Genomic DNA, 13,733 nt, shown 5'->3' with positions numbered 1-13,733 from the left:
AAAACTATTTCAGACAGTATATGGAATTAAACTTTAAAATGCAGGCTTTTCTTGAGAATATTCCTCTAGTTGCCACCTATTCAAAACATTAGAAAAATCGTAATAAACTCGTTTACCTTCAGCAAAAGTATTAGGAGGTTCTTCCCCTCTTAATATTGGCGGATTTTTACGAGGAAAATTCCGGCAGTTCATCAAATCTTGCACCACTAAATTTGGATCATCATTTGACTGCAAAGTGAAAAGTAAATCCTCATTATTACAAGAAGTCATTATTTGCTTAACTCCACATACTACCGGAATTTCCTGATTAGGAACCCAAGTTTCTAAGGTAGGAACAATATATTTTAACCCGCCTCTATCATATATATTCTGGAACCGTTGGGACACCATTTCGCATCGCTTTTTTGGTGGATACTTTTTACCAAAATAATAATTGTCTAACTTCCATAAAATAACAATTATTTCTTCATTTAATTGAGTATTTTCTACAATTATTGCCGGAATATTCTTACCTCGATACTCACCAGTTCCACAAAAGAATCTAATTCTAGATTCTAAAGAAGACACTTCCTTAACCATCGAGGATGGAGTAGGTATCGGTGTCGTTGATGGTTCTGATTCAGACTTAATAAAAGGAGTAATAGCTGTAATCAAAGCAGCAACTCCACCAAATACACCAGCAACTCCACCTAGTAAACCAGCGAATTTAGTCCAGGATTTTTTTCTGATTATTGCTCATAATTGTAAAAGGATAGAACTTTGTTGCAAAGCACAACAGTAATACATCTCTAATCTGACTTTAAATTTTCAAAGATACCTCAAATTAGTAATTTTGATAGTCTTTAAATTAACTTCAAGATGGTTGTTTAAAATTCCATAATATTAAAGTTATTTGATAATTGATAAATTTTTGAGGTGTCAGGTGTCAGATGTCAGGTGTTAGGTGTTAGGTATTAAGTTTAAAAATTAACAAATTGACAATATCTTACTCTTAAATCCATTTTAGCCGAAGTAAGTGAGTAAAAATTCCTATTGCGCATACCGCAATAAAACTTTGTCAGCCGAAGTAAGTGAGTAAAAACTCCTATTGCGCATACCGCAATAAAACCTTGTCAGCCGAAGTAAGTGAGTAAAAACTCCTATTGCGCATATCGCAATAAAACCTTGTCAGCCCAAATTTCTATGAAAAATCCCTAATCAAACTATCTCAGACAATATTTGAGATTTAGATGAATTAATCTGACTGAGCCGAAATAAGTGAGTAAAAACTCCTATTGCGCATATCGCAATAAAACCTTGTCAGCCCAAATAAGTGAGTAAAAACTCCTATTGCGCATATCGCAATAAAACCTTGTCAGCCCAAATTTCTATGAAAAATCCCTAATCAAACTATCTCAGACAATATTTGAGATTTAGATGAATTAATCTGACTGAGCCGAAATAAGTGAGTAAAAACTCCTATTGCGCATATCGCAATAAAACCTTGTCAGCCCAAATAAGTGAGTAAAAACTCCTATTGCGCATATCGCAATAAAACCTTGTCAGCCCAAATTTCTATGAAAAATCCCTAATCAAACTATCTCAGACAATATTTGAGATTTAGATGAATTAATCTGACTGAGCCGAAATAAGTGAGTAAAAACTCCTATTGCGCATATCGCAATAAAACCTTGTCAGCCCAAATAAGTGAGTAAAAATTCCTATTGCGCATACCGCAATAAAACCTTGTCAGCCCAAATTTCTATGAAAAATCCCTAATCAAACTATCTCAGACAATATTTGAGATTTAGATGAATTAATCTGACTGAGCCGAAGTAAGTGAGTAAAAACTTCTATTGCGCATACCGCAATAAAACCTTGTCAGCCAAAATAAGTGAGTAAAAACTCCTATTGCGCATATCGCAATAAAACCTTGTCAGCCCAAATTTCTATGAAAAATCCCTAATCAAACTATCTCAGACAATATTTGAGATTTAGATGAATTAATCTGACTGAGCCGAAATAAGTGAGTAAAAACTCCTATTGCGCATACCGCAATAAAACCTTGTCAGCCGAAATAAGTGAGTAAAAACTCCTATTGCGCATATCGCAATAAAACCTTGTCAGCCCAAATTTCTATGAAAAATCCCTAATCAAACTATCTCAGACAATATTTGAGATTTAGATGAATTAATCTGACTGAGCCGAAGTAAGTGAGTAAAAACTCCTATTGCGCATATCGCAATAAAACCTTGTCAGCCCAAATTTCTATGAAAAATCCCTAATCAAACTATCTCAGACAATATTTGAGATTTAGATGAATTAATCTGACTGAGCCGAAGTAAGTGAGTAAAAACTCCTATTGCGCATATCGCAATAAAACCTTGTCAGCCCAAATAAGTGAGTAAAAACTCCTATTGCGCATATCGCAATAAAACCTTGTCAGCCCAAATTTCTATGAAAAATCCCTAATCAAACTATCTCAGACAATATTTGAGATTTAGATGAATTAATCTGACTGAGCCGAAATAAGTGAGTAAAAACTCCTATTGCGCATATCGCAATAAAACCTTGTCAGCCGAAGTAAGTGAGTAAAAATTCCTATTGCGCATACCGCAATAAAACCTTGTCAGCCCAAATTTCTATGAAAAATCCCTAATCAAACTATCTCAGACAATATTTGAGATTTAGATGAATTAATCTGACTGAGCCGAAGTAAGTGAGTAAAAACTTCTATTGCGCATACCGCAATAAAACCTTGTCAGCCGAAATAAGTGAGTAAAAACTCCTATTGCGCATATCGCAATAAAACCTTGTCAGCCCAAATTTCTATGAAAAATCCCTAATCAAACTATCTCAGACAATATTTGAGATTTAGATGAATTAATCTGACTGAGCCGAAATAAGTGAGTAAAAACTCCTATTGCGCATACCGCAATAAAACCTTGTCAGCCGAAATAAGTGAGTAAAAACTCCTATTGCGCATATCGCAATAAAACCTTGTCAGCCCAAATTTCTATGAAAAATCCCTAATCAAACTATCTCAGACAATATTTGAGATTTAGATGAATTAATCTGACTGAGCCGAAGTAAGTGAGTAAAAACTCCTATTGCGCATATCGCAATAAAACCTTGTCAGCCCAAATTTCTATGAAAAATCCCTAATCAAACTATCTCAGACAATATTTGAGATTTAGATGAATTAATCTGACTGAGCCGAAGTAAGTGAGTAAAAACTTCTATTGCGCATATCGCAATAAAACCTTGTCAGCCGAAATAAGTGAGTAAAAACTCCTATTGCGCATATCGCAATAAAACCTTGTCAGCCCAAATTTCTATGAAAAATCCCTAATCAAACTATCTCAGACAATATTTGAGATTTAGATGAATTAATCTGACTGAGCCGAAGTAAGTGAGTAAAAATTCCTATTGCGCATATCGCAATAAAACCTTGTCAGCCGAAGTAAGTGAGTAAAAACTCCTATTGCGCATATCGCAATAAAACCTTGTCAGCACAAATTTCTATGAAAAATCCCTAATCAAACTATTTCAGACAATATTTGAGATTTAGATGAATTAATCTGACTGAGCCGAAGTAAGTGAGTAAAAACTCCTATTGCGCATACCGCAATAAAACCTTGTCAGCCGAAGTAAGTGAGTAAAAACTCCTATTGCGCATATCGCAATAAAACCTTGTCAGCCCAAATTTCTATGAAAAATCCCTAATCAAACTATCTCAGACAATATTTGAGATTTAGATGAATTAATCTGACTGAGCCGAAGTAAGTGAGTAAAAATTCCTATTGCGCATATCGCAATAAAACCTTGTCAGCCGAAGTAAGTGAGTAAAAACTCCTATTGCGCATATCGCAATAAAACCTTGTCAGCCCAAATTTCTATGAAAAATCCCTAATCAAACTATCTCAGACAATATTTGAGATTTAGATGAATTAATCTGACTGAGTCGAAGTAAGTGAGTAAAAATTCCTATTGCGTATATCGCAATAAAACCTTGTCAGCCGAAGTAAGTGAGTAAAAACTCCTATTGCGCATACCGCAATAAAACCTTGTCAGCCCAAATTTCTATGAAAAATCCCTAATCAAACTATCTCAGACAATATTTGAGATTTAGATGAATTAATCTGACTGAGTCGAAGTAAGTGAGTAAAAATTCCTATTGCGTATATCGCAATAAAACCTTGTCAGCCGAAGTAAGTGAGTAAAAACTCCTATTGCGCATACCGCAATAAAACCTTGTCAGCCCAAATTTCTATGAAAAATCCCTAATCAAACTATCTCAGACAATATTTGAGATTTAGATGAATTAATCTGACTGAGCCGAAGTAAGTGAGTAAAAACTCCTATTGCGCATATCGCAATAAAACCTTGTCAGCCCAAATTTCTATGAAAAATCCCTAACGGGACTTTAGCAAATTTCAAGCCCAAACAAACCCTAAACTCTCTTTATGAGCGGTAAATACGTCGATGTTTTCATCTAACCACTCAACAAAACGATAAGATATTGCGGTACGAAATGCTTCTAAAGTATCAGTAAACGTATTTAATGGTTTGTTAGCCCAACGCCTTCTTATACCTCCTGTTAACTGATGCCAGATAATAAATGTATAAGCACAAAATACTAAAATAAAATGCCTTTTAAGGCTGATTTTATCTCTGACTTGATATTCTCTTAATCCTAACCATCCTTTGGCTTCCCTGTAGAAAACTTCCACCCAATTTCTTTGAGAATAAGTAGAATATATCCACTCAGGAGTTACATATTTGTCTTCTCTATTAGTGATATAATAGTTAATATCAGTGGCCTCAGAAAAACTTTTAGCATTCATAACGATAGCTATAGTTTTTTGACCTGACATCCTAGATATTTCTACTTCTAATGTAGCTACCCAAACTTCTCTAGCATTTTTTGTACTTAGTTGAACTAAGTTGAAAGCTTTCTGAGGTATACTTTCTGCCAGCTTGTCTAATCTAATTTCCTCTTTAATGTCATCTTGTTTTTTAATGATGACTTTTCGATTTTTAGCTAATCCTCCTATATAAGTTAAACTTCTTTTCTCTAGTTGATTTAAGAATGATGTATTGTTACCATAGCCAAATTTCAATTAACACAATTTCTGGTTGGTGTCCTCTGGACAAACATTGATCTACTAGAGACATTGCACTCGTCTGGTTTCTTGACAAATTCTGGGTCTTTTTTTCCTTTTGGAAAAGAATCAGCTTTCTGATACAAAGCTATGTCTAAAGGTAGACTTTTAACTCCATCATAAAGATGAGTTGTCACCACGACTACACCATTATCTGTTTTTCCTATTTCTCCTATATATTGCCGCCCTACTCCTGCAGTAAAATTACCACTTTTTCTGTGGCCTGAATCGTCTATAATTAAAGCAATAGGATCGAGAAGGTTTTGTTTGGCGACGTTCCCACATTACTTGAAGACGACGCTCATTCACAGCATCTACAGACCAATTTGCTCGAACTAGAAAATGCCGTAATTTGTGGTACGTGTGACCTACAGTGTTGTTGGCAATTTGAGACAAGTTTTTTCGATCGCTTTCTCAAGAGTAATCCTCCTATATATTCCCTAAACCCTGTTTTTTGGGCTTTTGTTTTAAAGACATTGTTAAAGCGATCGCACCATCGATGGAAACAAGAGGGCATGGCCACTGAAGTTGTTTCTTTCATCAAACTTTTCCCAGGCCAGTAATTAACGTAAAATACATATCAGGTATACATTATACCCTTTTTTTTACTATTTTTTCACTAAAGTCCCGCTAATCAAACTATCTCAGACAATATTTGAGATTTAGATGAATTAATCTGACTGAGCCGAAATAAGTGAGTAAAAACTCCTATTGCGCATACCGCAATAAAACCTTGTCAGCCGAAATAAGTGAGTAAAAACTCCTATTGCGCATATCGCAATAAAACCTTGTCAGCCCAAATTTCTATGAAAAATCCCTAATCAAACTATCTCAGACAATATTTGAGATTTAGATGAATTAATCTGACTGAGCCGAAGTAAGTGAGTAAAAACTCCTATTGCGCATATCGCAATAAAACCTTGTCAGCCCAAATTTCTATGAAAAATCCCTAATCAAACTATCTCAGACAATATTTGAGATTTAGATGAATTAATCTGACTGAGCCGAAGTAAGTGAGTAAAAATTCCTATTGCGCATATCGCAATAAAACCTTGTCAGCCGAAATAAGTGAGTAAAAACTCCTATTGCGCATATCGCAATAAAACCTTGTCAGCCCAAATTTCTATGAAAAATCCCTAATCAAACTATCTCAGACAATATTTGAGATTTAGATGAATTAATCTGACTGAGCCGAAGTAAGTGAGTAAAAACTCCTATTGCGCATACCGCAATAAAACCTTGTCAGCCGAAGTAAGTGAGTAAAAACTCCTATTGCGCATATCGCAATAAAACCTTGTCAGCCCAAATTTCTATAAAAAATCCCTAATCAAACTATCTCAGACAATATTTGAGATTTAGATGAATTAATCTGACTGAGCCGAAGTAAGTGAGTAAAAACTCCTATTGCGCATATCGCAATAAAACCTTGTCAGCCGAAGTAAGTGAGTAAAAACTCCTATTGCGCATACCGCAATAAAACCTTGTCAGCCGAAGTAAGTGAGTAAAAACTCCTATTGCCCATGTCGCAATAAAACCTTGTCAGCCCAAATTTCTATGAAAAATCCCTAATCAAACTATCTCAGACAATATTTGAGATTTAGATGAATTAATCTGACTGAGCCGAAGTAAGTGAGTAAAAATTCTTATTGCGCATATCGCAATAAAACCTTGTCAGCCGAAATAAGTGAGTAAAAATTCCTATTGCGCATACCGCAATAAAACCTTGTCAGCCCAAATTTCTATGAAAAATCCCTAATCAAACTATCTCAGACAATATTTGAGATTTAGATGAATTAATCTGACTGAGCCGAAGTAAGTGAGTAAAAACTCCTATTGCGCATATCGCAATAAAACCTTGTCAGCCGAAGTAAGTGAGTAAAAACTCCTATTGCGCATATCGCAATAAAACCTTGTCAGCCCAAATTTCTATGAAAAATCCCTAATCAAACTATCTCAGACAATATTTGAGATTTAGATGAATTAATCTGACTGAGCCGAAGTAAGTGAGTAAAAACTCCTATTGCGCATACCGCAATAAAACCTTGTCAGCCGAAGTAAGTGAGTAAAAACTCCTATTGCGCATATCGCAATAAAACCTTGTCAGCCCAAATTTCTATGAAAAATCCCTAATCAAACTATCTCAGACAATATTTGAGATTTAGATGAATTAATCTGACTGAGCCGAAGTAAGTGAGTAAAAACTCCTATTGCGCATACCGCAATAAAACCTTGTCAGCCGAAGTAAGTGAGTAAAAACTCCTATTGCGCATATCGCAATAAAACCTTGTCAGCCCAAATTTCTATGAAAAATCCCTAATCAAACTATCTCAGACAATATTTGAGATTTAGATGAATTAATCTGACTGAGCCGAAGTAAGTGAGTAAAAACTCCTATTGCGCATATCGCAATAAAACCTTGTCAGCCGAAATAAGTGAGTAAAAATTCCTATTGCGCATACCGCAATAAAACCTTGTCAGCCCAAATTTCTATGAAAAATCCCTAATCAAACTATCTCAGACAATATTTGAGATTTAGATGAATTAATCTGACTGAGCCGAAGTAAGTGAGTAAAAACTCCTATTGCGCATATCGCAATAAAACCTTGTCAGCCGAAGTAAGTGAGTAAAAACTCCTATTGCGCATATCGCAATAAAACCTTGTCAGCCCAAATTTCTATGAAAAATCCCTAATCAAACTATCTCAGACAATATTTGAGATTTAGATGAATTAATCTGACTGAGCCGAAGTAAGTGAGTAAAAACTCCTATTGCGCATATCGCAATAAAACCTTGTCAGCCGAAATAAGTGAGTAAAAACTCCTATTGCGCATATCGCAATAAAACCTTGTCAGCCCAAATTTCTATGAAAAATCCCTAATCAAACTATCTCAGACAATATTTGAGATTTAGATGAATTAATCTGACTGACTTGATTCTCTTGTAACCAGCAAAAAAATTTGTAGGAAACAGCCAGTCATAAATGCTTCTAATGTCTCTGTAAAATTTGTCAAACTGGTGTAAGAATAACCCTTTCTCAAGCCTCCCATTAATTGTTGGTAAAGAAGGAAAGTATAGGCTACAAAAACTAAGATAAAATGACGCATCATACTGGTTTTATCTCTGACAAAATATTCTTTTAAACCCAAGCATCCCTTAGTTTCCCTATAAAAATTTTCAATATAGTTTCTCTCATAAAAGGTGGTGACTATCCATTCTCCTGTCACACTTTTATATTGTTTATTTGTCATTAAATAATCAATTTCAGTAGCTTCAGATATAGAACTATTATTCATGAGGATTACTATAGTTCTAGTCCCAGTTAAACCTTTGGTTTCTACTTTTATAGTAGCTACCCAAACTGTTTTGGGTATATCTTGTTTTAATGTTCCTGCTTAAAAAGCCTTTTGTGGTAAAGATAAGGCGATTTCATCTAACCTTTTTTGTGATTGTTTTTTGCCAGTTTTTTTGATTAATAAAACTTACCTGAAGATTTTTCGCACTACCCCCTATATATTTAAGTTCGAGTTGTTCTAATTCTATTGCGAAAAGACGAATTATTACCATAAACTCTATCCACTAAAGTTATACCTAGTCGATATTTTCTAGACAAAGTTTTTTTCACGTTCCTTGATTGCTAAATCGGTTTTTTTAACAAATTCTTGATCATCTTTACTATCTGGTAAAGATGATAACTTTTGGTACAACTCCACATCCAAAGGTAGGCTGCGCACTCCATTATATAGGTGAGTTCTGACTATTACTACTCCATTATCTGTTTTTCCAATTTATCCAAGATATTGTCGGCCTATTCCACCAGTAAAATTACCACTTTTTCTATGGTAATTATCATCAATAATCAGAGCAAATCCATTTCTAATCGGGTTTGCAGGTTGTTGATTCATAATTTCTAAATGACGCTCATTTATCGAATTTTCAGCCCCAGCCTGCAAAGTATATAAAATGATGCATATTATTATATGAAGAGCCGATAATATTGTGGGTAATTTGAGCAATATTTTTGCGTTTACTTTCTCCTAATAATCCTGCCAAATAATAACAAAATCCTCTTTTTTGAGCTTTGGTTTTGAAATATTTCATCAAATTTTTGACGCCACAATTGATAGCATGGTGGTAAGGCAGATAAAGTTGTTTCTTTCATCAGCTATCATTTTTAGGTAAAAGTCTTAATATATAATAATCTTAACCTAATTTACTGCATTTTTTTTGAAAGTCCAGCTAAAAAAAATTTGTAAAAGTATTGCATTAATTAAGTATCTGTGTTTTAATATGAAATCAATCGGTTCTAATAGAGAGCAGCTATTAGAGGAAACGGGGAAAGTTCGGTGTAAATCCGTCGCTGTCCCGCAACTGTGATGAGATACTTTATTATCTCTCAGTCAGAATGCCCGCCGATTAATAGTAACTTTATCAAACATCTGCGAGGTATAGATGATGACTAATATAGTTTTGATAAGAAGGGAATTAGCCCTAAATAAGAACCTTTCGCTACAGATATTTAGACAGAACTTATTTAAACCAAACTCTGGGAAAAAGCTACTAGTTAGAAAGAAGTGAATTAGCATTTATATTTTCTTTTGTGGATTTAATAGCCTACCATAATCACTGCGCTTAAAATTGCTTGGGGTGGAAATTTTCTTTATTTAATTTTCCCTTCTGCCTTCTTCAATAAAGAAGAAAAAAATAACAGCTAGAAAATTGATAAAAAGTGCAAAAAGTGCTTGAGAATCTACTGTTAAAAATATAAAAATAAGTAATAAGAGCGATAGTTAACGGTGGAATTAATCGCGATCGCAACTGCTTTGGTATTAGCACGGAAGTTGCGATAGAAAGTCTTACATAAATTTCAAAAGAAATAAAATGACAACAATCAAATAATAAAAACAGAAAATAGTGAACTCCTCACAAGTAGTTTGGAGGGAGACGAAATAAATGGTTTAGCAGGAGATGACACAATAAACGGTCTAGAAAGTGGAGACTTAATTAGTGGCAACCAAGTCAAGGATATTCTTGACGGAAATGCTAGTGGGGACATACTGCGGGGTGTTAAATAGAACAATAATCTCTCTGAAGACCTGAGTAGCAATAATGTTTATGGTGATGTAGGTACAGAAACCTTAACTGGGAGAGAGGGTTTCCATAATTTTGTTCTTCAACGACAAAATCAACTCAGGTGTTAACAGCAGCAAACTTACCGAAGACCAATTTAAAATATTTGTCCAACAACTAGGACCTTATTCCAGTTCTACCCAAGACCCAGGAAAAATATATTCTATCATCCCTGGTTTTATTAGTTCTGAGGATGAGGGGTTAATCAGACCGGACAGTATTGTTAATCCAGTCTTTGGAGCATGGGCAGCAGGATTTCAAAATTATTTGCCAGCACCAGGAGTCTATGAAAGATTCCAAACTCCCGAACTAACATTAGGACCTACCGCTAGAACAGATAATTTTATTGATATTGCTTTACTAGGGGATCTAACTCAAGAACAAATAGTCCCAGGAGTAACTCCAGGCGAGATTACTCTAACCTTTGACTCTGGTATTAGTAATGGTACAGGAGCAGAATTTGCAGTACTTGAAAATGGTTTTAATAACCTTGGCGGTATTTTTGCCGAACTAGAATTCGTTGAAGTTTCCAGTGATGGAGTAAATTTTGCTCCTGTACCTAGGGACTTTTTCACAGGGCAAGCATTCCCACACAAGTTTATAATTTAGCTGGCAAACAGGTTAATAATGCTTTTGAGTTTGAAGGAGAATTTTTTGGCAGTTCTTGGGGAACTCCTTTTGACTTAGATGACTTAGTTAACGACCCGTTAGTGACATCCGGTCGGGTAGATATTAATGCTATTCAGTTTGTTCGTATTGTAGACATCCCTGGTAATGGTAGCTTTTTAGATGCGACAGAAGACCTTATTTTCGACTTTTGGCCAACTGCACGACCAACTGTGACTTCTGGTGGTTTTGATTTGGAAGCGAGCGGTGTCATTAATGTTATTTAATGACTAAATCTGGAGAATTAAAATGAGGGAATTTACAGCAGGTTCCACTTTAGTGAGGTACACCAGTACCGGGCAATATCCTGGCAATAAAAACATTAATTCTGAATATTTGTACTTCACATACCTGGAATCTCCTGTAATTGATAGGTGACACTGCTCAAACCCAGTTTTGAGTATAGAAATCTTACTTTTGACTTTTGACTTTTAACTTTTAATTTTCCCAATCTGAGGAAGTCTTCACAGACGCTTTACCTCAGATAAATTAACCCAATTTACTGGAAATAAATAAAAACTATGTCAATATCAACATCAACTTTGGGATATCCCCGCATAGGGAAAAACCGCGAAGTTAAAAAAGCACTCGAATCATTTTGGCAACAAAAAATTAGTGCTGATGAATTGCTAAAAATTGTCCGAGAAATTGAAGAGGCAAGTTGGCAAACCCAAACTAAAGCAGGTATAGAACGAATTGGTATTGGTGATGCTACTCTCTACGACCAAATATTAGATTGGAGTTTTCGTTTCGGAATAATTCCCAAGCGTTTTCAACAATTCCAAAATTTAGAATGCTACTTTGCAATGGCACGAGGAAAAGATGGTATTCTAGCATTAGAAATGACTAAATGGTTTGATACAAACTATCACTATTTAGTGCCAGAAATTACACCAGATATTACTCCCAAAGCAGATTTTTCTGATTTCTTAGAAACTGTGAAACGCGCGAAAAAAATAATAGGCAAAAGTGCAGTTCCTATTATTATCAGCCCTATTACTTTTATCCGTTTAAGTCGTTTAGAATCTGTAGAATTTGACAATATTCTCGCTCAACTATTGCCGCTATACAGCGACCTATTAACTAAACTAAAAAAGTTAGGAATTTCGGAAATACAATTACACGAACCTGCTTTAGTTTTTGGCGATTCTTCTAATCTTAAAAAACAGTTCGAGATGGCTTATGCTGAATTAGCAAAAGTGGGATTAAATATTCATCTTGTCACCTACTTTGATGACCTGGGAGAAACCTATCCTTGGGTGATGAAATTGCCAGTAACATCTATTAGTCTCGACTTGACTCGCGGTCAAAATTTAGAACTAATTAAAAGTTATGGTTTTCCAGCAGATAAAACTCTAGGTGCTGGTGTAGTTGATGCTCGAAATATTTGGCGAATTCGTACTCAAGAAGTAACATCTTTATTAGAGGAATTAAAGGGGATTATTCCTAATATTTCTGTACAGCCTTCTGCTTCTTTACAATTTGTGCCTTATGATGTTAGACGTGAGGTAAAACTCCCAGAAGCACTGCGAAATGTATTAAGTTTTGCCGAGCAAAAACTAGAAGAGACAGTTTTATTATCTAAAGCATTGACTGGAAAAAGTAATAAGTCAGAGATAGAAAATATCGAAATCTACTGGCAAGAATTTTATAAATTTAGCCCTGCCAATGAAAAAGTAAAAAGTCAAATTAAAGCACTGAAAGAAACAGACTTTAGGCGAAGCATGTCTTATTTAGAAAGATTAGACAATCAAATAAAATTACCTGCTTTTCCCACTACAACTATCGGCTCATTTCCCCAGACTAAACAAGTTAGAAAATTACGAGCACGTTATAAAAAAGGCGAGCTGACTCAAGCTGAATATTTAGCACAAATTGATGCTAATATTGCCTACTGTATTGGTCTACAAGAAGGGATGGGAATGGATGTTTTAGTCCATGGAGAATTTGAACGTTCTGACATGGTGGAATACTTCGGTGAACAGTTAGATGGTTATACTTTTACTACTCATGGTTGGGTACAAAGTTATGGCAGTCGTTATGTACGCCCGCCAATTATTTTTGGTGATATTTATCGCCCTCATGCAATGACAATTCGGGAATTTGAAGTTGCTCAATCTTTAACTGAAAAACCAGTAAAAGGAATGTTAACTGGACCAGTAACCATGTTGAATTGGTCTTATCCCCGGACCGATATTTCTCGCCAAGAACAGGCATTCCAATTAGCATTAGCTATTCGCGAAGAACTGAAAGATTTAGAAAAGGCAGGTGCTGCTTTTATTCAAGTAGATGAACCAGCAATGCGGGAAGGTTTGCCACTAAAACAACAGCGTTGGCACGAATATTTGAATTGGGCAGTTGATGCTTTTCGTTTATCGACGGCGATCGCTCGACCAGAAACTCAGGTACATACTCATATGTGTTACTCTGAGTTCGGCGACATTATGGAATCTATTAAGCAATTGGATGCTGACGTAATTTCTATTGAGGATAGTCGTAGTAATAATGAGACTTTAATGCAACTGACTGATGCTGATTATCCTGCTCAGGTTGGACCAGGAGTTTATGACGTTCACTCTCCGAGTATTCCTACTACTGAATATTTGAGGGAAAGTTTGTATAAGTGTATTCAGTATCTGCCTGTAACTCAAATTTGGGTTAATCCCGACTGTGGTTTGAAAACTCGTCGTTGGGAAGAGGCAATTCCGGCAACTCGGAATATGGTACAAGCTGCTATTAGTTTGCGACAGGAGTAGTTGTTGTTTTTGTCCATAAGCTGAAAATTGCCTAATTTTA

The 13,733-nt window shown here is 35.3% G+C and carries 5 protein-coding genes, 2 pseudogenes and 1 riboswitch; of the genes and pseudogenes, 4 read left to right on the top strand and 3 right to left on the bottom strand.

Annotated elements, in window-relative coordinates:
• Window positions 1–33: 33 nt before the first annotated feature.
• The 3 genes and pseudogenes from TERY_RS04035 to TERY_RS27055 all read right to left on the bottom strand — a co-directional run bounded on the left by TERY_RS04035 (window position 34) and on the right by TERY_RS27055 (window position 9,303).
• Window positions 34–654 carry a COP23 domain-containing protein gene (locus TERY_RS04035; protein WP_011610654.1) on the bottom strand — a complete coding sequence of 207 codons (621 nt, stop codon included), beginning with the start codon at window positions 652–654 and terminating at the stop codon, window positions 34–36.
• A 3,761-nt stretch (window positions 655–4,415) separates the two neighbouring features.
• Window positions 4,416–5,685 (bottom strand): annotated as a pseudogene (locus TERY_RS04030) (IS701 family transposase).
• 2,337 nt (window positions 5,686–8,022) lie between these two features.
• Window positions 8,023–9,303, bottom strand: a pseudogene (locus tag TERY_RS27055) (IS701 family transposase).
• 122 nt (window positions 9,304–9,425) lie between these two features.
• Window positions 9,426–9,573, top strand: a riboswitch (cobalamin riboswitch).
• A gap of 502 nt (window positions 9,574–10,075) precedes the next feature.
• On the opposite strand from TERY_RS27055, the gene TERY_RS32265 reads away from it, so the two are divergent.
• The 4 genes from TERY_RS32265 (at window position 10,076) to metE (ending at window position 13,693) form a co-directional block, all read left to right on the top strand.
• Window positions 10,076–10,216 carry a hypothetical protein gene (locus TERY_RS32265; RefSeq protein ID WP_011610652.1) on the top strand — a complete coding sequence of 47 codons (141 nt, stop codon included), beginning with the start codon at window positions 10,076–10,078 and terminating at the stop codon, window positions 10,214–10,216.
• A gap of 91 nt (window positions 10,217–10,307) precedes the next feature.
• Entirely contained in the window at window positions 10,308–10,880 is a 573-nt protein-coding gene (locus TERY_RS04015; protein WP_011610651.1) for a hypothetical protein, read from the top strand.
• Window positions 10,881–10,981: 101 nt separating this feature from the next.
• Entirely contained in the window at window positions 10,982–11,164 is a 183-nt protein-coding gene (locus tag TERY_RS04010) for a hypothetical protein (RefSeq protein WP_011610650.1), read from the top strand.
• 294 nt (window positions 11,165–11,458) lie between these two features.
• Window positions 11,459–13,693: a 5-methyltetrahydropteroyltriglutamate--homocysteine S-methyltransferase gene (gene metE, locus TERY_RS04005; protein ID WP_011610649.1), complete on the top strand. Its 2,235-nt coding sequence runs from the start codon at window positions 11,459–11,461 to the stop codon at window positions 13,691–13,693.
• The last annotated feature ends 40 nt before the right edge of the window (window positions 13,694–13,733 follow it).

It is taken from the genome of Trichodesmium erythraeum IMS101 (assembly GCF_000014265.1).
In the GTDB taxonomy this organism is placed as follows: domain Bacteria; phylum Cyanobacteriota; class Cyanobacteriia; order Cyanobacteriales; family Microcoleaceae; genus Trichodesmium; species Trichodesmium erythraeum.
The sequence above is the reverse complement of the archived record's forward strand: the minus strand, read 5'-3'. Positions and strand labels throughout refer to the sequence as shown.